At 63.8% G+C, this 20554-nt stretch carries 17 protein-coding genes; 6 read left to right on the top strand and 11 right to left on the bottom strand.

Annotated features, from left to right (window positions below):
- Positions 1-62 precede the first annotated feature (62 nt).
- Entirely contained in the window at positions 63-1562 is a 1500-nt protein-coding gene (locus tag NLM33_RS26005) for a diguanylate cyclase (protein WP_254100093.1), read from the bottom strand.
- Positions 1563-1707: 145 nt separating this feature from the next.
- Here NLM33_RS26005 and NLM33_RS26000 point away from each other — a divergent pair, with 145 nt between their 5' ends.
- Positions 1708-1974: a hypothetical protein gene (locus NLM33_RS26000; protein ID WP_027521811.1), complete on the top strand. Its 267-nt coding sequence runs from the start codon at positions 1708-1710 to the stop codon at positions 1972-1974.
- Here NLM33_RS26000 and NLM33_RS25995 read toward each other — a convergent pair.
- Positions 1971-4847, bottom strand: a complete 2877-nt coding sequence (locus NLM33_RS25995) for an EAL domain-containing protein (protein ID WP_254100091.1) — start codon at positions 4845-4847, stop codon at positions 1971-1973. The two genes, NLM33_RS26000 and NLM33_RS25995, sit on opposite strands and share 4 nt — an antisense overlap.
- Before the next feature lie 141 nt (positions 4848-4988).
- Positions 4989-5987, bottom strand: coding sequence for an NAD(P)H-quinone oxidoreductase (locus NLM33_RS25990; RefSeq protein WP_254100089.1), 999 nt, complete (start codon positions 5985-5987; stop codon positions 4989-4991).
- 106 nt (positions 5988-6093) lie between these two features.
- Between NLM33_RS25990 and NLM33_RS25985 the strand changes: the two genes are divergently transcribed.
- Both NLM33_RS25985 and NLM33_RS25980 read left to right on the top strand, forming a co-directional pair.
- Positions 6094-6285, top strand: a complete 192-nt coding sequence (locus NLM33_RS25985; protein ID WP_254100087.1) for a DUF1192 domain-containing protein — start codon at positions 6094-6096, stop codon at positions 6283-6285.
- Between the two features lie 496 nt (positions 6286-6781).
- Positions 6782-7294, top strand: a complete 513-nt coding sequence (locus tag NLM33_RS25980) for a DUF1465 family protein (RefSeq protein ID WP_254100085.1) — start codon at positions 6782-6784, stop codon at positions 7292-7294.
- Between the two features lie 220 nt (positions 7295-7514).
- Here NLM33_RS25980 and rpmE read toward each other — a convergent pair whose 3' ends face one another.
- Positions 7515-7742, bottom strand: coding sequence for a 50S ribosomal protein L31 (gene rpmE / locus NLM33_RS25975; protein WP_254100083.1), 228 nt, complete (start codon positions 7740-7742; stop codon positions 7515-7517).
- A gap of 198 nt (positions 7743-7940) precedes the next feature.
- On the opposite strand from rpmE, the gene NLM33_RS25970 reads away from it, so the two are divergent.
- Positions 7941-9791 (top strand): ABC transporter ATP-binding protein/permease, encoded by a 1851-nt coding sequence (locus tag NLM33_RS25970; RefSeq protein ID WP_254100081.1) that lies wholly within the window; start codon positions 7941-7943, stop codon positions 9789-9791.
- A 275-nt stretch (positions 9792-10066) separates the two neighbouring features.
- Here the strand turns inward: NLM33_RS25970 and NLM33_RS25965 are convergent, their stop codons facing one another.
- From NLM33_RS25965 to NLM33_RS25955, 3 genes are all read right to left on the bottom strand, one after another.
- Complete coding sequence (locus tag NLM33_RS25965; RefSeq protein WP_254100079.1) at positions 10067-10513, bottom strand: GNAT family N-acetyltransferase; 447 nt, start codon at positions 10511-10513, stop codon at positions 10067-10069.
- Positions 10513-11541 (bottom strand): peptidoglycan -binding protein, encoded by a 1029-nt coding sequence (locus NLM33_RS25960; RefSeq protein ID WP_254100077.1) that lies wholly within the window; start codon positions 11539-11541, stop codon positions 10513-10515. Before NLM33_RS25960 ends, NLM33_RS25965 begins: the two co-directional genes overlap by 1 nt.
- A 141-nt stretch (positions 11542-11682) precedes the next feature.
- The gene (locus NLM33_RS25955; protein WP_254100075.1) at positions 11683-12702 is read right to left on the bottom strand and encodes a flagellar motor protein MotA; all 1020 of its coding nucleotides are present in this window, start codon (positions 12700-12702) and stop codon (positions 11683-11685) included.
- Positions 12703-12887: 185 nt separating this feature from the next.
- Here NLM33_RS25955 and NLM33_RS25950 point away from each other — a divergent pair, with 185 nt between their 5' ends.
- Together NLM33_RS25950 and NLM33_RS25945 are read left to right on the top strand one after the other, a co-directional pair.
- Entirely contained in the window at positions 12888-13706 is an 819-nt protein-coding gene (locus NLM33_RS25950; RefSeq protein ID WP_254100073.1) for a DUF1295 domain-containing protein, read from the top strand.
- Positions 13703-14746 carry a cyclopropane-fatty-acyl-phospholipid synthase family protein gene (locus tag NLM33_RS25945; protein WP_254100071.1) on the top strand — a complete coding sequence of 348 codons (1044 nt, stop codon included), beginning with the start codon at positions 13703-13705 and terminating at the stop codon, positions 14744-14746. The genes NLM33_RS25950 and NLM33_RS25945 overlap by 4 nt, the downstream gene beginning before the upstream one ends.
- A 246-nt stretch (positions 14747-14992) precedes the next feature.
- Here NLM33_RS25945 and NLM33_RS25940 read toward each other — a convergent pair whose 3' ends face one another.
- The 4 genes from NLM33_RS25940 to NLM33_RS25925 all read right to left on the bottom strand — a co-directional run bounded on the left by NLM33_RS25940 (position 14993) and on the right by NLM33_RS25925 (position 20285).
- Positions 14993-16459 carry a DUF1254 domain-containing protein gene (locus NLM33_RS25940; protein ID WP_254100069.1) on the bottom strand — a complete coding sequence of 489 codons (1467 nt, stop codon included), beginning with the start codon at positions 16457-16459 and terminating at the stop codon, positions 14993-14995.
- A gap of 514 nt (positions 16460-16973) precedes the next feature.
- Positions 16974-17969: an ABC transporter substrate-binding protein gene (locus NLM33_RS25935; RefSeq protein WP_254100067.1), complete on the bottom strand. Its 996-nt coding sequence runs from the start codon at positions 17967-17969 to the stop codon at positions 16974-16976.
- 609 nt (positions 17970-18578) lie between these two features.
- A complete protein-coding gene (ftsZ, locus tag NLM33_RS25930) occupies positions 18579-19865 on the bottom strand; it encodes a cell division protein FtsZ (RefSeq protein WP_254100065.1) in 1287 nt (428 codons plus the stop codon).
- A 51-nt stretch (positions 19866-19916) separates the two neighbouring features.
- Positions 19917-20285 (bottom strand): hypothetical protein, encoded by a 369-nt coding sequence (locus tag NLM33_RS25925; RefSeq protein ID WP_254100063.1) that lies wholly within the window; start codon positions 20283-20285, stop codon positions 19917-19919.
- Between the last annotated feature and the right edge of the window lie 269 nt (positions 20286-20554).

Genomic DNA, 20554 nt, shown 5'->3' with positions numbered 1-20554 from the left:
AATCTCGAGATTCCGGGTCTGGTGCTGACGCACCATCCCGGAATGACACCTCAACGGATCAATCACGCCACCAGCGACAGCTTTGGAATGTTCGCGACCACGGACTGGTTGCGGCCGCCGGCCTTGGCGGCGTAGAGCGCCTTGTCGGCGGCGGTCACCAGGATGGACCAGTCCATGCCGGCCGTGGGGACGAGGCTTGCGATGCCGCAGGAGACCGTCGTGCTCGCCTGGTCGTCGGACCAGCCCTGCACCTTGCAGCGGATTGTCTCGGCGATCTTGAACGCATCGGCCTCCGAAGTGCCCGGCAGCAACACGGCAAATTCCTCGCCGCCATAGCGCGCGGGGCAGTCGCCGGCGCGGCGCACGGAATCGGAGATGCAGATGGCGATGCCGACCAGCACCTGGTCGCCGGCCTGGTGACCGAACGTGTCGTTGTAGGCCTTGAAGTGATCGGCATCGATCATCAGAAGCGCGACCGGCGTCTTCTGGCGCATTGCGCGCCGCCATTCGACGTCGATCACGGAATCGAACTTGCGGCGGTTACGCAGGCCGGTGAGCGCGTCAGTCGTCGCCATCTCCTCGAGCTTGTTCTCGGCCGTGGCGCGGCGACCGATCTCGCGCGCCAGCACCGCCGTCGAGCCCAGCACGAACAACGCGAGCACCAGCACCACGGCGCCGATGCGCAAGGCTTCCTTCTGCCAAAGCTCGAACACAGCGCTCAGCGGCTTGCCCGCGACGACGAACAGGGGGGTGATGGTACTGCCACTGCGGACATAGAGGCGCAGCGTCGCATCCACGGGGCCCTGTCCCGCATAGGTGCCACCTTCCCTCAGATTGTCCGGCTTCCAGTTCTGCCGGTCGCTCAGATTCTTGCCGATCACGTCGAGATCGAACGGCCGCCGCATCATGATGGTGCGGTCGCGTTTGAGCACGGTGATGGTGTCCTGCGGATCGAGGTTCAGCCGCTCGAACAGCTCGTGGAAATAGCTGAAGCGGATCGAGCCGGCAACGACGCCCATGAAACCGCCGTCCTGATCGTTGACCCGCCGGCTCAGCACGATGGCATAGGCGCCGCGAAACAGCATCGGACGGCTGATGAACAGCCCCGCATTGGGATTGTCGCGATGAACCCTGAAATACTCCTCGTCGGCGCGGCTCTCCGCGACCGGGTCGAGCGTGGATGCGTCGATGGTCAGCTTGCCGTCGGCGTCGAACACCTGAATGGCGCCGAAATGCTTGGCGGTCGTGGCGTGGTCGAACAGGATCAGTTGCCGGATCGATTTGCTGACCGTCCCGATCTCGGGCAGCAGCATGTTGCTGGCCACCGCTTTTAGGGACAGATCATAGATCTCGATGTTGCGGCTGATGTCGGCCTCGATGGTCGTGGCCAGGTTTTCCAGGGTCTGGCGGGCGAGCGCCTCCTCGCCGCGGCGCATGTCCAGCATCACGTTGACGCAAATGGCGGAAAAGCCGATCACCGTCACGATCGACGAGATGATCAGCAGCTTCGCCGAAATTCGCCACGGCCGCCGGGCCGTGCCTTCGCGCCATCCAGCCAGCATCACTTGCTCCCGACACTAGTGGATGCACCTGAAATCTTGAGTAGTCTTTAAGCTGGGACGCCGGCGTCGCAATCAGTTAAGAAACGGTTTCCAGGGCTAACGTTTTTCGGCAAGGGCGGGCCCCGATGAACGATCGAGGACGACGGTGAACGACTACGACGCGTTGCGCGATTACCTGAAGCGGCAGAAGCAGATGGAGCTCGTGCTGAGCTTTGACCAGATCGAGGAGATCATCGGCGCGGCCCTGCCGCGTGCGGCGCAGCGCGCGTCCTGGTGGGACAGCCTGCGCAGCCCCGACATCCAGATGCCGCAGCGCGAAGCCTGCCTCGCCGCGGGCTTCACGGCGACGCGGATGCCGGACGGCAAGAGCGTGAGGTTCAGGAAAATGCCGAGCGAGAAGCGGCGCTACTAGGTCGCCGCTTCCAGCCGCACTTCGGTGAGCAGCCGCATCGCGGCGTCGGCGTCCATCGGCTCGCCGAAGGCGAAGCCCTGGGCGTATTCGCAGCCGAGCTGGTAGAGCTCGACCGCGTCCGAGTCGGTCTCGGCGCCCTCTGCCACCACGTCCATGCCGAGATCGTGCGCCAGCGCGATGATCGATTTCAGGATCACGGGGCGGGTGCCGCGGCTCGTGGTGCGCACGAAGGACTGGTCGATCTTGATGGTGTCGAACGGGAAGCGCTGGAGATAGGCGAGCGAGGAATGGCCGGTGCCGAAATCGTCGAGCGACAGCCCGGTGCCGAGCTCGCGGATCCGAGTCAGCATCTGCGCTGCGTGCTCCGGATTCTCCATCACCAGGGATTCCGTCAATTCCAGCTTCAGCGTGCCGCGTGCGACCGAGGAGCGCGACAGCACGGTGCGGATGTCGTGGATGAGGTCATGGCGGAGCAATTGCCGCGAGGAGACGTTGACGGATGCGAAGATCGGCTCGCGTGAGCGCATCGCGCGCTGCCAGACCGAGAGCTGCTTTGCGGTCTGGTCGAGCACGAACAGGCCAAGGTCGACGATGAGGCCGGTCTCTTCCGCAATCGTGATGAATTCCGACGGCGACATCCGTCCGAGTTTTGGATGATCCCAGCGCGACAGCGCCTCGAAGCCGGCGATCGAGCGATCTTCCAGCCGCACGATCGGCTGGTAGAGGATCGTCAATTCCTGCCGTTCGATGGCGCGGCGGAGCTCGCTTTCCAGCGTCAGGCGGTCGGTTTTTCGCGCGCGCATCGCCGGCTTGTAGACATCGATGCGATCGCCGCCGATGCGCTTGGAATGATACATCGCAAGCTCGGCGTCCTTGATGATCTCGTCCGTCAGTTGGGTCTGCGGATCGGAGAGCGCGAGGCCAATCGAGGCGGTGAGGAAGATCTCGCGGTCGTTGAAGGCGATCGGCGCGCGGATGGTCTTGCGGATTGTCTCGGCAAAGGCGGTGATGCGGGCCGGGTCCTGCTCGGACAGCAGGATCAGGCCGAACTGGTCACCGGCGAGCCGCGCCAGTGTGTCCTGCGGCTTCAGGATGCGGGTGAGGCGGCGGGCGAGCGTGAGCAGGATGGAGTCGCCGACCGCGATGCCGACGGAATCGTTGACCTGCTTGAAGCGGTCGAGATCGATCACCATCAGCGTCGGCCGCAGCGTCGGCATGGTCTTGGCGAAATTCGCGACGGCACCGAGGCGGTCCATGAACAGCTTGCGGTTGGGCAGGCCGGTCAGATTGTCATGTACGGAATCGTGCAGCAGGCGTTCTTCGGCATTGCGCAGCTCGGTGACGTCGGTGAGCGTGCCGACCACGCGCGAGACCTCGCCGTCGGAGCCGACCACGGGCCGTGCCTTCAGCGCGAACCACATGAAATGGCCGTCCGGCGTGCGCAGGCGGAAATCCTGCACCAGGCGGCCGCGGCGCTGGTCGAGCACGCTGTCGAGCGCCGCGCGGAAGCGATCCTGATCGAGCGGATGCAGCACCTCCAGCCAGGTCGCAGCCGGCCCTTCCAGCGTGCCGCGTTTCAGGCCAAGCAGTGCCTCGGTCTCGGGGCTGGTGAACACCTTGTCGGCGGAAACGTCCCAGTCCCAGATCAGATCGCCGGAACCGGCGAGCGCCAGCGCCCGCCGCTCGATGTCGGAGACGACGCCGGTGGTGGCGCCGCCGCCGGCGAAGGCGTGCTGCATGACCGTGAAGCCGATCAGCATCACGATCAGCACGAGGCCGCCGAGCAGTGCCGGGCCGACGATGTCGTTGGTCACGGAGCCCGCAACCGTCATGCCGGCTGCGACCACCCAGATCACGAGCAGGAACCAGGTCGGGATCAGCAGCACCGCGCGGTCGAAGCCGTGGGTCGAGAGATAGACGATCAGCGCAAAGCCGGCGAAGGCGATCAGCACCAGCGACATGCGCGCAATGCCGGAGGCGACGGCCGGATCGAACAGGGCGAGCGCGACGAGAGAGCCTAAGAAGGCGAGCCAGCCCACCGTGATGTGCGAGTAGCGCACGTGCCAGCGGCTGAGGTTGAGATAGGCGAACAGGAACACCAGCAGGGTCGCGGCCAGAATCGCTTCGCCCGCCGCGCGCCAGATGCGCTCGGCGTTGTTCGACATGTCGAGCACCTTGCCCCAGAAGCCGAAATCGACGCCGATATAGACCAGCACCGCCCAGGCGAGCGCGGCGGCCGCCGGGAACATGATGCTGCCCTTCACCACGAACAGGATGGTGAGCACGAGCGCCAGCAGGCCGGAGATACCGATCACGATGCCCTGGTAGAGCGTGAACGAGTTGACCTTGTCCTTGTAGGCTTCGGGCTCCCACAGATAGAGCTGCGGCAGCTTGTCGGTGCGCAGCTCCGCGACGAAGGTGACGACGGAGCCGGGGTCGAGCGTGACGCGGAAGACGTCTGCGGTCGCGCTCTCCTGGCGTTCGGGCCGGTCGCCGACCGAGGGCGTGATGGTCGCAATGCGCGACAGCCCGAGGTCGGGCCACAAGAGGCCGGACGAGACGATGCGATAGTGCGGCGCTACGATCAGGCGATCGAGCTGGTCGTCGGTGTTGTTGGCGAGCGCGAACACCACCCAGTTCTGGCCACCCTCGCGGGCGCGCACCTCGATGCGGCGGACGATGCCGTCGGTGCCGGGCGCAGTGGATACCTGGATGCGGTCAGCGTCGCTGCGCTGGTGCTCGAGTACGGCGGTGAGGTCGATCGCGGGCGCGTCGCTGCGGACGCTGACGGCGTCAAGCGCGCGTGCAGGCGACGCGGCGACAAGAATCATGAGGCCCAGCGCAATGGGCGCGAGGCACCTGATCAGACGCAAGGTCAGTTCTCCGCGTTCGACGCAAACTCTTCAGTGCTAAGCGCATTTCCGAACGCAACGAGATGGTTCGGCGCTTCGCGATAGATGCCACGAAAGCGAGGAAAATCAAAGGGTTTCCACCTCGCTTGCGGGTCGTGCGGACTAGACCTCCAACACAATTTTGCCAATATGTGCGCTTGTCTCCATCCGCCGGTGCGCCTCCGCCGCCTTTTCCAGCGGGAAAGTGCTGTCCATCAGCGGTTTGATGCGGCCTTCGCGCAGAAGAGGCATCACTTTGGCCTCGATCGCGGCCACCATCGCCGCCTTGTCCGCATTACTACGGGGGCGCAAGGTCGAGCCGGTATGGGTCAGCCGCTTCACCATGACCTTGGCAATGTTGACGTTGACCTTGGGGCCGTTGAGGGTCGCGATCTGCACGATGCGGCCGTCGACCGCGGCGGCATCATAGTTGCGGTCGACGTAGTCGCCAGCGACCATGTCGAGGATCAGATTGGCGCCGGCATTGCCGGTCTCCGCCTTGACCACGGCGACGAAGTCTTCGTTCCGGTAGTTGATCGCGCGGTCCGCACCGAGCTTGAGGCAGGCATCGATCTTGTCCTGCGAGCCGACGGTGACGATCACCTTTGCGCCGAACGCTTTCGCAAGCTGGATCGCCATGGTGCCGATGCCGGAAGAGCCGCCATGGATCAAGAGCGTCTCGCCGGCCTTCAGGCCGCCGCGCTCGAACACATTGTGCCAGACGGTCATCAGGGTTTCCGGCAGCGCGCCGGCTTCCTTGATCGACAGTGCCGGCGGCACGCTCATCGCCTGCGCATCCTGGGCGATGCAGTACTGCGCGTAACCCCCACCGGCGACGAGCGACATCACCTTGTCGCCGATCTTGTGCCGCCTGGCGTTGCTGCCGACCGCGACCACTTCGCCCGCAACCTCCAGCCCCGGCAGGTCGCTGGCGCCGGGCGGCGGCGGGTAGGCGCCGGAACGCTGCGCCACGTCGGGTCGGTTCACGCCGGCGGCCATCACCTTGATCAGGATCTCGTCGGGCCCCGGCTGCGGCAGCGCACGCTGCTCTGGCACCAGCACCTCCGGACCACCGGGCTTGGAGATGGCGACCACGGTCATTTGCGCAGGCAGCTTTTCCATGATTTGTCCTTGGTCCTAAAGGGTGCGGGATGAACGAGGCAATTGATTAGCCAGCACAGTAAGCGCTGGCAACCGCTTCAGCCTCGGTTGTGATGGAGGAGCGATGATGGCGATGGACGACGACGACCGGCCGCGGAAGAAGATCACCCACGAGATCGGACAGGACCTCTCACTGTTGTCGGTCGAGGAATTGACCGAGCGCATCGCGCTGCTGAAATCCGAGATCGCAAGGCTCGAAGAAGCGGCAACCAAGAAGCGCGCCTCGCGCGACGCCGCGAACAGCATTTTCAAGTCGTAGCAACACCTGCAGTCCTCATCCTGAGGAGCGGCCGAAGGCCGCGTCTCGAAGGATGGCCGCGCAAGCCGGGCCTTCATGGTTCACCCGGCGATGCGCAGCATCGTCCGGTAACGCGCGCGATGTGCGCTCCTCACCATGAGGATCGGTAGCGGTTCCGCAACCCCCTCGGCCAATGGCCGACATGGCTAACGAACCCTCAAAAAAATCGTTCGTTTACGGTCGATTAAGCTTTCACGTTTATGACTGGAACCGTCCTCGTTTGGACACCGAGTGGCTCCTGTCCACTCTGTTTGACGCCTCCCTGTTATCAACTTTCAAAGCCGCCGGTCTCCGGCGGCTCTTTTTTTGCGCCTACGTGTCCCGCCTTGGTGCAATGAGGCGCGGAAACCATAAACGCGGTTGCTGCTGGACTTCGCGGCCAGCCCGCGCAATGATTTGTTCATCATAAGCCGGCGGCAAAGCCGGATGGTAAACAGTTGCGTAAGGGGCGTTAACCATGGAACGTTTGCAAGCCGACGGCGCTCTCGTTCAACTCAGCGAACGGTTCACCAATTCGGCGGCGTTCGGCGCGCTGTTCCGCGAAGGCATGGATCTGGTCGAGGAGACCGCCGCCTATCTCGACGGCGCCGGCCGCACCGAGGCCAAGGCGCTCGACCGCGCCGTCAGCCTGACCTACGCGACCGAAAGCATGCGCCTCACCACCCGCCTGATGCAGCTCGCATCCTGGCTGCTCCTGCACCGCGCGGTGAAGGAAGGCGAGATGACGCTGATCCAGGCCAACCGCGAAAAGACCAAGGTCAAGCTGACCGCGGCCGATCCCGGCCCCACCGATACGATCGAGAAGCTGCCGCAGCAATTGCAGGACCTGATCACCCGCTCGATGAGCCTGCAAACGCGCGTGCGCCGCCTCGACACCACCATCCACACCCCGCCGACCGACCGCATGCCGCCGATCGGCAATCCCCTGGTGCCTCAGCTCAACGCGCTCAAGGCCGCGTTCGAGGGGTAAGTCCCGAAGGTCATTTGCTGTCGAACCGTCACCCTGAGGTGCTCGCGTAGCGACCCTCGAAGGGCGACGGCCTGGCTGCATCCGTGGCCGTTCATCTTTCGAGGCCTCCGCTTCGCTCCGGCGCCTCAGGATGACGGGTCGATTGCTCACCGACACCCCCAAAAACAAAAACGCCCCTGGTTTCCCAGGGGCGTTTTTCGTCGCGGCCTGATCGGCCGGATCAATCCTTCTTGAGGAAGCCCGAGAACTTCTTCTGGAACCGGGAGACGCGGCCGCCGCGGTCCATGAGCTGGGCGGAGCCACCGGTCCAGGCCGGGTGCGACTTCGGGTCGATGTCGAGCTGGAGCTTGTCGCCTTCCTTGCCCCAGGTGGAGCGGGTCTGGTACTCGGTACCGTCGGTCATCACGACGGTAATCGTATGATAATTCGGGTGAATCTCGGCTTTCATGGCAATTCCTCGGCGCCCCGGCGCCTCATTGAGTGGCTAGCGAATGACGGATTTGGGCGGCTCTATACCCCACGAAACCTCGCAAAACAAGCCATTGCGGGATGAGCGAGCCGGGCTTGCCCCTAAGGGACATCCCGGATTTGCCACTCCCCTTGCACCAGCCTATTGGGAGCGGACTAATCCAATGGGTCGGATCTCATGAGCGCAGTGGAACGGCTTGATGACCGCTACGTCGATCGAGGCGAGATGAACGCCGCGGACACCCCCTCGATCGAGGCCGAGCTGATCGAGCAGCCGGCCAAAAGCCCGGCAAAGCTGCGGCCGCTGATGGCGCTGGCGCCCTATGTGGGTCGCTATCGCGGCCGCGCCGCGCTTGCCTTCGTCGCACTGACGATTGCCGCGCTGACCACGCTGCTGGTTCCGGTCGCAGTGCGGCGGATGATCGATTTCGGCTTCACGCCGGAAGGCATCGCGCTGATCAACAGCTATTTTGCGGTGATGATCGCCGTCGTCGCGGTGCTCGCGCTGGCAAGCGCGGCGCGCTACTACCTCGTGATGACGATCGGCGAGCGTATCGTCGCCGATTTGCGCCGCGACGTGTTCGGCCATCTGCTCTCGCTCTCGCCGACCTTCTTCGACTCTGCACGCAGCGGCGAGCTGGTCTCGCGGCTCACCGCCGACACCACCCAGATCAAATCCGCGGTCGGCGCCTCCGTATCGATCGCGCTGCGCAACATGATGATGTTTCTGGGCGCGGTCGCGATGATGGTGATCACGAGCCCGCGGCTCTCCGGCTTCGTGCTGCTCGCCATTCCCCTGATCGTGCTGCCGCTGGTCGCCTTCGGGCGCTGGGTGCGACGTCTGTCGCGCAACGCACAGGATACGCTTGCGGACGCCTCGGCCTATGCCTCCGAGCTGGTCGGCGCCATCCGCACCGTGCAGGCCTATACCAGCGAGCGTCTCGCCGCGAAGCGTTTTGGCGGCGAGGTCGAGCAGGCCTATGAGGCGGCACGCACCTCGACGCAGGCGCGCGCGGTGCTGACCGCCATCATCATCTTCATCGTGTTCACGAGCGTCGTCGCGATCCTCTGGATCGGCTCGCATGACGTCCTGATCGGCTCGATCTCGCCGGGCCGTCTCGGCCAGTTCGTGCTCTATACGGCGTTTGCCGCGGCCGGCCTTGGCCAGCTCAGCGAAGTCTGGGGCGAGGTTGCGGCCGCCTCCGGCGCCGCCGAGCGCCTGTTCGAGATCCTGCACGTGCAGCCGGAGATCACGGCGCCGGCGATGCCGCGTGCGCTGCCGTCGCCCGCGCGCGGCGAGGTCGGCTTCGACAGAGTGAGCTTCGCCTATCCGGCGCGACCCGACGTCAAGGTGCTCGACAGCGTCTCGCTCAACGTGCGCCCCGGCGAGAAGGTCGCGATCGTCGGTCCCTCCGGCGCCGGCAAGAGCACGCTGTTTCACCTCCTGTTGCGGTTCTACGATCCGAGCTCCGGCGCGATCGCGCTCGACGGCGTGCCGGTCAAATCGGCCGATCCGCGCGAGCTGCGCGCACGCATCGCGCTGGTGCCGCAGGAATCGGTGGTGTTCGCCGCTACCGCCCGCGAGAACATCCGCTTTGGCCGGCCCGATGCGACCGACGCCGAGGTCGAGCGCGCCGCCGAGCTGGCGCATGCCGCCGAATTCATCCGCCGCCTGCCCGAGGGTTTCGAGGCCCCGCTCGGCGAGCGCGGCGTGACGCTGTCCGGCGGCCAGCGCCAGCGTATCGCGATTGCGCGTGCGATCCTGCGCGATGCGCCGCTGCTGCTGCTCGATGAGGCGACGTCGTCGCTGGATGCGGAAAGCGAGACGCTGGTGCAGACCGCGCTGGAAGAGCTGATGAGCCATCGCACCACGATCGTCATCGCCCACCGCCTCGCCACCGTGCTGTCCTGCGACCGCATCCTGGTGATGGACCAGGGCCGGATCGTCGAGCAGGGCACGCATGCCGAGCTGGTCGCGGCGAACGGGCTCTATGCCAGGCTGGCGAGGTTGCAGTTCGAGGGGGCGTGAGGGCCTCCAAACCAAAACCTCGAAAACAACCCCATGCAAAGTAGAGCGGCGGTGGCGGGCAACTGGCCGTAAGTACCTCAAGCTCCGTCAATTCGAAGCGCAGTAGAGGCCCCAAGCTCGACGTCGTCCCGGCGAAGGCCGGGACCCATAACCACAGGGCGTGGTTTGGCGAAGACTCGTCGTTCGGTACTACGACCATCCGCAATCGATAGATTCCGCGGTATGGGTCCCGGCCTTCGCCGGGACGACGTTAGGGAGAGACTAGCGCTTCGCCGCTACGGCTTCCATTCCATCCGCAGCACCGGCCGGCCCGAGGTCGGGTTCACGTCGTCGCCGGCATGGGCAAAGCCGTTGCGCTCGTAGAAGCGGATGGCGCGGGTGTTGTCCTTGTTGACGAGCAGCGTGACGCCCGTGGGCGAGAGGCGCTTGGCTTCGTCGACCAGCAAGCGCGCAGCATCCGAGCCCCATTGTCCGGGATCGACCACGAGCTGGTCGAGGTAACCCTCGCCGTCGATGGTGACGAAGCCGATCAGAGCGCCATCATCCCGCTCGGCGACCACAATCGAGGCCTTCGGCACCAGGTCCTTGCGCCAGCGCTCGCGCCACCAGTCCAGCCGCGCCGCGAAGTCGATCTGCGGATAGGCCTGCTGCCAGGTGCGATGCCACAGCGCGATCGCCGCCACCTCGTCCTCGGCGCGATAGGGGCGGAGGTGGAAGCTCACTACCGCTCCGTCAGCTTCAGCTCGATGCGGCGGTTGCGTTTGAAGGCTTCCTCGGTGTTGGCGGTATCGAGCGGCTGGAATTCGGCAAAGCCGGCCGCGACCAGGCGCTCGGCGGGCACGCCGAGCGAGATCAGGTACTGCACCACCGAGATCGCGCGGGCCGAGGACAATTCCCAGTTGGACTTGAAGTTGGCGCCGCTGACCGGCCGCACGTCGGTATGGCCGTCGACGCGCAGGACCCAGGCGATCTCGCTCGGGATCTTGTTGTTGAGCTCGTTGAGTGCGTTCGCAACCGTGTCGAGCTCGGCGCGGCCCTCGGGCAGCAGCGTCGCCTGGCCGGTGTCGAAGAACACTTCGGACTGGAACACGAAGCGGTCGCCGACGACGCGGATGTCGGGACGGTTGCCGAGGATGGCGCGCAGGCGGCCGAAGAATTCCGAGCGGTAGCGCGACAATTCCTGCACGCGCTGGGCCAAAGCCACGTTAAGGCGAGAACCCAGATCGGCGATCCGCGTCTGCGATTCCTTGTCGCGCTTCTCGGAGGCGTCGAGCGCTTCCTCGAGCGCCGCCAATTGCCGCCGCAGCGCGCTGATCTGCTGGTTCAAGACCTCGATCTGCGCCAGCGCGCGCGCGGACACCTGCTTCTCGGAATCCAGCGCCTTGCTGAGCTCGGTCGTCTTGCCCTGGGCATCGTTGCCGGCGTTGGCGAGGCCTTCATAGAGGCCCTTCAGGCGGTTGCGCTCGGTCTCGGCCGAGGCGAGGCCGGCCTTGAGCTGCGAGACCTGGTCGTCGAGGCTGAGCTTGCCGAGCTTTTCCAGCGACAACAGCTCGTTGAGCTGCGCGATCTTGGCATTGAGCTGCTCCAGCGCCTTGTCCTTGCCGGTGACCTCCTGCGACAGGAAGAACTGCACCACCAGGAAGACCGAGAGCAGGAACACGATCGACAGCACCAGCGTCGACAGCGCGTCGACGAAACCGGGCCAGTAATTGAAGGGGCCTTCGCTGCGGCGCGCGCGGGCAAGAGCCATCTTGTCGATCTCCACTTGCGTGTCCCGAACGCGGTGCAGCGCCTTGGCGCTGCGCCGGGACCCATCTTTCTTACACTCTCTGGGCCCCGGCTCAGCGACACATCATTTCATGCTGCGTCGCGTCCGGGGCACGATACCGTCTCAACCCTTCTCCGGCTGGCGCGCGAGGCGCTCGAGCAGGCGGCGGATCTCGCGGTTCTGCTCGCCCTGGCCGTCGGCCCATTCGCGGATCATCTGTTGCTCGGTGCGCATATGCGAGACCAGCGCCTGGATGGCTTCGGCAAGGCTCGCCATCGCAGCGGTCGTGCCGCGGCTGGCGTTGCCTTCCTCGAGCACCGAGCGGAGCCGCTCCACCGCGGCCTGGAGCTCGCCGGATGCCACACCGCCGCCGCTGGCGACGGCCGCCACCTCGCCGCTGCCATATTCGCGCACCGTGGTCGCGAGCCAGTCTTCGAGGTCGGTGTAGAAGCGGTTTTGGGCCTGGCTCGATTGCAGGTCCAGGAAGCCGAGGATCAGCGAGCCGGCGAGGCCGAACAGCGAGCTGGAGAACGAGATGCCCATGCCGCCGAGCGGGGCGGCGAGGCCTTCCTTCAGGGTGTCGAACAAAGCTCCGGCGTCGCCGCCGACCTTCAGCCCGTCGATCACCTTGCCGACCGAGCCCACGGTTTCGATCAGGCCCCAGAAGGTGCCGAGCAGGCCGAGGAAGACGAGCAATCCGGTCATGTAGCGCGAGATGTCGCGGGCCTCGTCCAGGCGCGTCGCGATCGAATCGAGCAGGTGCCGCATAGTCGTCTGGGTGATGCTCATCCGTCCGGACCGCTCGCCGCCGAGGATCGCCGCCATCGGCGCCAGCAGTCTCGGATGCCGCGATGGTGCAAGGCCGGGATCTGCGATGCGGAAATTGTTGACCCAGGAGACCTCGGGATAGAGCCGGATCACCTGGCGGAAGGCCAGGATGATGCCGATGAACAGCACGCCGCCGATCAGGGCGTTCAGCCCGGGATTGGCGAAGAAGGCGGTGATGATCTGCTTGTAGAGCACGACGGCGACCAGCGCGCAGAGCACCAGAAACACCAGCATCCGCACCAGGAACACGCTGGGGGAGGACAGTTTGATGTAGTCGATTTCCATGGGGGGGCGGGGCGAAGTGCCAGACGGCATGGCCGATTTCATCCGTTGCGAAACCTCAAATTGCGGCCCGCACTATGGCACAGCGCGAGCGCAAAAAAAGCTGGCAGGGGTCGATTTCGGGGCGGTGTGGGGAACTCAAACCTGAAACCGGACTTTGAAGCTTACCGTATTTTGCAGAACTTCGGCGTTTCACAGGCTCAAGTCGGATTTTTTGCATGACGACCTATCTCGGGGCGCTTGCCGTCATCGCGCTGTTGCTTGCGCTTCTGATGGCGCTTGCCTGGGTGGTGTGGGAGCGGACCGGCAATTCCGGCTGGGTCGACACCATCTGGACGTTTTCGGTCGGGCTGGTTGGCGCCTCCAGTGCGCTCTGGCCGGCTTTCGGCCATGCGCCCAATGCACGGCAATGGCTGGTCGCGAGCCTGGTGGCGCTGTGGTCAGGCCGGCTGGGGACGCATATCGCGATCCGCACCAAAGGCATTTCCGACGATCCCCGCTATGCCGCGTTTGCGAAGGAGTGGGGTCGCAACGCACCGCGGCGGATGTTCGTCTTCCTCCAGAACCAGGCGCTGGGCACCGTGCCGCTGGTGTTCGCGATCTTCGTCGCCGCGCATGTTCCTGTGCCAGCTTTGCGTATCCAGGACTTTCTGGGCGCGGCGATCCTGCTGACCGGCATCCTCGGCGAAGCGCTGGCGGACGCGCAGTTGCGGCGGTTCAGGCAGGATCCGGCGAACGCGGGCCAGGTCTGCGATGTCGGCCTGTGGCGCTGGTCGCGGCATCCCAACTACTTCTTCGAATGGCTGGGCTGGCTCGCTTATCCCGTGATCGGCCTTGCGACCGGCTACGCATGGGGCTGGGCCAGCCTGCTCGCGCCGGTCTTCACGTACTGGATCCTGGTCCACGTCACCGGCATCCCACCGCTGGAGGAACAGATGCTGCGCTCGCGCGGCGAGCGCTACCGCGCCTACCAGGCGCGAACCAGCGCCTTCTTTCCATTGCCGCCCAAAGCGATTGTCCGGAGAGCGACCGCATGAGCTTCGTCTCCGCCATCATCGGCACCGCCGAGCGCGTGCCGCTGCCCGACGTCGTTGTCCGCGCCGCGATCCAGCGGCTGTGCTCGCGCACCGCGACGCGACTTGCCGGCCGCACCGCGGCGGATGACACGGTGTTCGCCGGTCGGATGATGCTGCGGCCGATCGCCGAGCACACTGACGCCGCCAACACCCAGCACTACGAGGTGCCGTCCGCTTTCTTCGCGGCTGTGCTCGGCCCCAGCCGCAAATATTCGTCCTGCTTCTACAGGACGGCTGCGACCACGTTGCAGGAGGCGGAAGAGGAAGCCTTGCGCCAGACCGTCGCCCATGCCGACCTCGCCGATGGCCAGTCGATCCTCGAGCTCGGCTGCGGCTGGGGTTCGCTATCGCTGTGGATGGCGCGGCAGTTCCCGCATGCCGAGGTGACAGCGGTCTCGAACTCGCATTCGCAGCGCGACCATATCGAGGAGGAGGCGCGGCTGCGCGGCCTCAAGAATCTCCGCGTCGTCACGTCTGATATGAACGTGTTCGCACCCGACCGCCGGTTCGACCGCATCGTCTCGGTGGAAATGTTCGAGCACATGATGAACTGGCACAAGCTGCTGACGAACGTCCGCTCCTGGCTCGATGTCGACGGACGCTTCTTCATGCACGTCTTCACCCATCGCTCCGGCTCTTATCTGTTCGAGCGCGCCAATCGCGACGATTGGATCGCGCAGCAGTTCTTCACCAGCGGCGTGATGCCGAGCCATCATCTCGTCAGGCAATATGCCGACCTGTTCGAGGTCGAGAAGGAATGGTGCTGGAGCGGCACGCATTATCAGCGCACCGCGAACGACTGGCTCGTTAATTTCGACCGCAATCGCGAAGCCATCGAAGCGACCTTGCGCCAGGTCTATGGCAATGACACCGCGCTGTGGATGCGGCGCTGGCGCTGGTTCTTTCTTGCCACCGCTGGCCTGTTCGGTCACGCCGACGGCACCGAATGGGGCGTCAGCCACTACCGGATGAAGACGGCAGGCAAGGGCGCGTACTCATAGTACCCGCGCGGCAGATCTGGGTGCGCTGAGGTTCGCCGCGCCTCTGATAGCGGCGACTCGAAGGGGCCAGAAGCTGACATTCGTGCCAACACTGGAAGTCCACAGCACGCTGGCGCAATCAAAGGCGAAACCAAGGAGAAACCCGATCATTGCGATTTCAGGGAATATCCACGCGCACCAGGGCCAGAACCGGCCCCACGATCTGGCAAGTAGGGATGCCGGCGCCGAGGCGCCGGCATCGCGGCGTTATTGGGGCGACAGACCGACCGTTGTCGGCGTCTTCACGACCGACGGCGGATTCCATTTTCCGACCAGCGCGTCCGATTTCGGGCTGTAGAGACGCATGGTCAAGTTGAAGGCTCCCTTTGGGGCTGGAAGCCAGTTGGCTTCTTTGTCCTTGCCCGGCGACTCGTTCTGGAAGTACAGGTCGAGCGATCCGTCACTGTTGTATTTGAACGGCATCCAGCTGCTGACGGCAAAACGATTCAGCACGTTGCCTACCTGGAAGCCTTCCGGATCGTAAAGGGTGATCGACCAGAAGGCGTTGGTCGGTGGGGCCGCGCCATTTTCGAAAGTGATGGTGTACTTGTTCGCGCCATCAAGCGGCTTGCCGGATTCGTCGCCAAGGTTGAAGGGATAGATGGCGTCCTCGGGCAGATTGGCGCCGAGCCCCACTTGCGAGACGATCGCCCGCTTCAAGTAGTAGTTGCCATAGACGCCCATGGTGTCGGTGTTCATCGACCAGCCATTGGCGACGCGCGCCAGCGTTGGCACCTTCCAGGCCATCAGTTTCTGGCCATCCTGCGGTGCGGTCTCCAGCGCGCGTTGCAACACCGGATCGAGTTTGCCGATGTCAAAACTCTTGCCCGGTTCGATGCCGACCTTCTTCATCTGGGCGATGACCGGCTCGTCGGTGACGTGCGGGGGGTGAAGCTTGAGCAGCTCCGCAGCATGGGCGAAATACACGCCGGCCGACATGGTGTCGACTTGTACCTTTGGCGGTGTCTTCATGTCGACGTTCGGGTCCGGCTTGAATTCGACTGGCTTTGGCGTTTTGCCGTACTCGGAAAGCAGCGCGACCTTGTAGCCGGCCTGGATCTTATGGACGGCATCATAGTCGGACGGACCATCGGTCTTGGTGCGGCCGATGATCCAGACGTAAGGCGTCGGCGCGTCGATACGCTGGGTGTCCGCTGGAAGCTTGAATTCTTCGGCGAACCTCTCGCGCAGATCGGGCCGCCAGCCCGGCGGCGTTATCAGGAACGTCCCGGCCTTGGTGCCCGTCGTCCGCCAGCCCGGCGACGCAAACACGTCGGTCCACATGTCGAGCATCGGCAGCAGATAGTAGCGCCCGTTTGTATCGGGTACCGTGATGACAACCGGCTCCTTGGTCATGTCCAGCCATGCGCTGGAATACAAAGTGTCAAAATTCGATCGAACGACACCCTTGAAATCCGCGGGTGGATATTCAGGGACGTTGCTGAACATGTTCATCGGACCCTTCGCCATTTCCTTGCCGGGCGCGATGTTGGTGAATTGCCTCCGCGTCACGTCCATTGACAGCAGCGGGTAGAAATAGACATAGGCGTCGACCGCGATTGCGTGAGCCTCCTGCTCCGTGATTGCCGGCGCGGCGCTTTGTGCGAGCGCTCCGGGCGCTGTTAGAGCGCCAATGCAGAGCGATAGAGTCAGCGTCAGAATACCCCGATGCATGTCGAATCCTCCTGTACTGATGCGTGCTTTTGCGTTTGGTCGTAGGTCTCCGCCAGCGCGGCGATCGGCCCCGCTGCAACTGCCAGTGCCGCCAGGGCGGACGAACGGAGAAGATCGCGTTTCGCCAACATGATGCTTGCGCCTGTCTTGCCGATGTCTTGGTATCATTTTCGGTTGGGCTGGATAAAAAGCAACCGGACATTGTTTGATCTAGATCAACACCACCGGCGCGCTGTTCGCGAACCAGGCACTGCTCGCCCTGTGGCGCTGATGCGCTGGCCCAAGGATAGGGGGCCTTCGATCTTGAACGGCTCGTGGAAGCCTCCGGCAGAGAAAAAGGCGAGCTAAACTTGTACCGCGCTGGCGCACCATTGCGCCCGCGCGGGGTCAGCTCCGGGTCAATCGCGTCGATGTAACTGGGTTTCGGCAAGGTCCGATCTACCCGCAGCTTCGGACGTGAATAGGCGCACGACCGACTGACCCGAAGGGCCAAGAGCCGACATCCGCGCTCATCCTATTCGATCACCTCGTCGGCCCGAGCGAGGAGCGTTGGGGGAAGCTCGATACCAATTGCAGATGCAGCCTTTGTGTTCAGGATCAGTTGAAATGACCGAGCTTGATACCAAGGGATGTCCTGAACTCGCTTTCCCTTTATTATCTGAACGATTTGGGTCGCGGCATACCGCAAAAGTTCAACTTCATCGACAGCATACGTAATCAAGCCGCCGAGTTGCGCATAAGCACGAAAAGGATAAACAGTCGGAATTTTGGCCTTGGCAACGAGGTCTACAATGAGCCGCCTATGCGCCAGGTTCTCCTCAGAATCTTGAACTACCAACGCGTCAACTTTTTCCATGGTGATAGTTTCGAATGCATGTCGGTACTCCACTTCCTGCATCGGACTGGCAACCGGCACCCCGACCAGATCCACCCCATTGGTCTCGGCCGCAGCACGGACAGCACGCACGACCGCAGGCGTTTCAGTTCCCTCCCAAACAGCTTGGCGAGCGAGAAAGCCTATTCTCCTCGCTCTAGGAGCTACCTCCCTCAAGAGCTGCAATTTCTTGCCCCAGCCTTCGATCCCTGCGTCAACGACCACGCCCGTCACGTTACCACTTGGTCGGGCTAAGCTCGTCGTAAGTCCAAGAGCAACAGGGTCGGAGGTAGCGCAAGCGATAGGGATTGTAGCAGTAACGTCTCTCACGTGTTGCGTGAGAGGTCCCGTAATTACAAATATTGCGTCTGGATTTCCGCGAACGGCATCGCGCGCAATTTCTGAGCGCCGTTCACTTCTCCCCTCGGTTGACAAGAACTCGACAACAATATTTTGCCCCTCAACGTAGCCTGCTCGCGATAACTCATCGAAGAACTCCGTTACGGGAGGATAATCCCTTTTCAAGCCGGCCGTGAGAAAAGCGATCCGATATTTGTTCTTTATAGACTCCGCCCGTACCGCCAACGGCAATGCTACGGCACCGCCTACAAGACTGATAAAATCGCGCCGTCTCATCGTCGCCTCCCGGCGCTCAAGACTGGTCATTGTAACAGATTTTAAGATGCGGGGCGTGAGACCCGCTGGAAATGTCGCCTTTGGGTCAAAATGCGAAGAACTCAGTGTGAGCAAATCTGGTCGGCCATGCCCCCGTGTCCGGACTTCGACGAGGCGCCGGACCTGGTCGTCGTGGGATGACCTCGCCATGATGAATTAGCGACCCGGCGCCTGTGATGCCAGCGATGTGACTAATCGTGAAGCCGCTGCTTGTTGGGACGGCGCGACCTGAGCCTTACCTGAGAAGGCGCGGTGGCCGATTGGAGAAAAAGCGATGCGTTCTATTTTGGCCTTGAGCCTGTTGATCACCCTGTGTGGCTCTGCGAACGCGGCTACGGTGCATCACGCGCACCGAGGGCACGCTGTTGTTCGTTCCAATCAGGGCGCGATCGCCTCAGACCCCGCGTCGGGTTTTGCCTACGCGCCATCCGGGCCGCCGATCCACTACCGGCCGACACCGTACGGTGATTACAATGAACCGAATTCGGGAGCTTCCCAGGGGTACGCGCCTGGCGAACGCGAGCAGTTTCTCGATAGTGTGAGACGAGGCGGTTAGACCGCCCGAACATATCAGGAGTTGGCCTTGCGGCGCAGGAAGGCCGGGATATCGAGGACGTCTTCCTCGATCCAATTGCGTGCTGTAGGGGAGCGGCCGTACGGATCGAGGCCCTGCGGAGCCGCATGGCGCGCATATTCCGAAGTCGGCTTTGCGGGACTTCCCTCGGGGCGGCGGGCCGTCGGCGGGGGCGGCGGGCTCGCCAATGGCGGCGGCATCGGTGCGCTACGCTCAATCCGGTCGACGACGCGACGGCCGTCGTTGCCCAGCCTGCCGGCGAGTTCCGCGATTGAGCTCTGCGCTGGTTGCACCTCTTGGGCTTGTTGTACCTGGCGTGCCGGCCCGAGATTATCGATGCCGGTCGCCACCACCGAGACGCGGACGATGCCATCCAGGCGCTCATCGAAAGTGGCGCCGACGATGATGTTGGCGTCCTGGTCGGCCTCCTCGCGAATGCGGCTTGCTGCTTCGTCGACCTCGAAAAGTGTCAGGTCCTTGCCGCCGGTGATGGAGATGATGAGGCCGCTGGCTCGCTTGATCGACGGGTCCTCGATCAATGGATTGGAGATCGCGGCGACAGCGGCGTTGAGCACGCGCTTTGCGCCCGAGGCCTCGCCCCTGCCCATCATGGCTTTGCCCTTCTCGTGCATGATGGAGAGAACGTCGGCGAAATCGAGATTGATCAGACCTTCCTTGACGATGAGGTCGCTGATGCAGGCCACTCCCGAATAGAGCACTTGATCGGCGAGGGCGAAAGCAGCGGCGAATGTGGTCTTCTCGTTGGCCACCCGGAACAAGTTCTGGTTTGGGATGATCAGCAGGGTGTCCACCGCCTTCAGCAGATCCGCGATGCCTGCCTCGGCAAGGCGCATGCGGCGCTGACCCTCGAAGTGGAATGGCTTGGTGACCACGCCAATGGTGAGAATGCCGAGCTCGCGCGCGGCCTTGGCTATGACAGGCGCTGCGCCGGTGCCGGTGCCGCCGCCCATGCCGGCCGTAACAAACACCATGTGTGCGCCGGTCAAATGATCGCGGATCGCGTCGATCACCTCTTCAGCTGCGGCGCGCCCGACGTCGGGCTGCGAGCCGGCACCAAGGCCTTTGGTCACCTGAGTGCCCATCTGGATGACGCGCTTGGCCTTCGACATGGTGAGCGCCTGCGCGTCGGTATTGGCGACGATGAAGTCGACGCCTTGTAACCCGGCCGCGATCATGTTGTTGACGGCATTGCCGCCGGCACCGCCGACCCCGAACACGACAATGCGTGCTTTCAGCTCGCGAAGATCGGTGATGTCAGTCATGTTTGCCTCACGCTTACTTTGGCGGGTTGGAGAATGTGAGAACTGGGATTCCTACTTGCATGCTCTGCGGTCTGCTTCCACCAGGTCGGCGAGGAGATGCCCCAGTCGGGATGAGGCTTGCCCGTGGCCGTCGGTCGAACCACTGGATCGCCCGCCAGTTTGCAGAGAGCCTTCAAGCCGCGCCGCCGCCTCCTTGGCCGCCGTCGCCTCGGCAGTCGCCTGCAGCAGTTCAGTTGTCAGGCGATCGGCGCGCTCGCGCTCTCGCTCGAAATCCGCCCGATGACCGGCTGCTGTTGCTTCGAGCCGCGCGATCTCCGCCTGTAGTGCCAGGATCTTTTCTGCCTGCAGCGCGACGTCGCCTGCTGGCCGACTTCCTGGTCGTCGTGGCGTATGCCGTATTTCGGCGAGATCGACGCTCACCAGCGCCTTTCCGCTATCTGAAAGGGAGCGCGGCAAGCGGCGCCGCTTGGCAAGCGAACGAGCCGCCAATGGCGAGATCTTCAGGCGAGCACCAAGTGCGGCATATGTCAGCGTCTCAATAGGCATCGGCTGTCCTCCTGGGACCGAACCGGGCAGTCGTGTGTGCGCTGATGACGACAGGCTAGGCCGCGATGGTTAACAGATCGTTAACGCGCTGGCTCCTCTCTTCCCTGTTCGGGCAACAGTCCCGCGGATCGGGTGAGTCTCGC

The sequence above is a fragment of the Bradyrhizobium sp. CCGUVB1N3 genome (assembly GCF_024199925.1).
Taxonomy (GTDB): Bacteria; Pseudomonadota; Alphaproteobacteria; order Rhizobiales; family Xanthobacteraceae; genus Bradyrhizobium.
This window is presented reverse-complemented; position numbering and strand designations above follow the sequence as displayed.

Bases quoted from the DNA above. Each gene is read 5' to 3' on its own strand.
- NLM33_RS26005 (WP_254100093.1), bottom strand. From the start codon at position 1,562: ATGCTGGCTGGATGGCGCGAAGGCACGGCCCGGCGGCCGTGGCGAATT.
- NLM33_RS25990 (WP_254100089.1), bottom strand. From the start codon at position 5,987: ATGGAAAAGCTGCCTGCGCAAATGACCGTGGTCGCCATCTCCAAGCCC.
- NLM33_RS25985 (WP_254100087.1), top strand. From the start codon at position 6,094: ATGGCGATGGACGACGACGACCGGCCGCGGAAGAAGATCACCCACGAG.
- NLM33_RS25980 (WP_254100085.1), top strand. From the start codon at position 6,782: ATGGAACGTTTGCAAGCCGACGGCGCTCTCGTTCAACTCAGCGAACGG.
- rpmE (WP_254100083.1), bottom strand. From the start codon at position 7,742: ATGAAAGCCGAGATTCACCCGAATTATCATACGATTACCGTCGTGATG.
- NLM33_RS25970 (WP_254100081.1), top strand. From the start codon at position 7,941: ATGAGCGCAGTGGAACGGCTTGATGACCGCTACGTCGATCGAGGCGAG.
- NLM33_RS25960 (WP_254100077.1), bottom strand. From the start codon at position 11,541: ATGGCTCTTGCCCGCGCGCGCCGCAGCGAAGGCCCCTTCAATTACTGG.
- NLM33_RS25955 (WP_254100075.1), bottom strand. From the start codon at position 12,702: ATGCCGTCTGGCACTTCGCCCCGCCCCCCCATGGAAATCGACTACATC.
- NLM33_RS25950 (WP_254100073.1), top strand. From the start codon at position 12,888: ATGACGACCTATCTCGGGGCGCTTGCCGTCATCGCGCTGTTGCTTGCG.
- NLM33_RS25945 (WP_254100071.1), top strand. From the start codon at position 13,703: ATGAGCTTCGTCTCCGCCATCATCGGCACCGCCGAGCGCGTGCCGCTG.
- NLM33_RS25940 (WP_254100069.1), bottom strand. From the start codon at position 16,459: ATGCATCGGGGTATTCTGACGCTGACTCTATCGCTCTGCATTGGCGCT.
- NLM33_RS25935 (WP_254100067.1), bottom strand. From the start codon at position 17,969: ATGAGACGGCGCGATTTTATCAGTCTTGTAGGCGGTGCCGTAGCATTG.
- ftsZ (WP_254100065.1), bottom strand. From the start codon at position 19,865: ATGACTGACATCACCGATCTTCGCGAGCTGAAAGCACGCATTGTCGTG.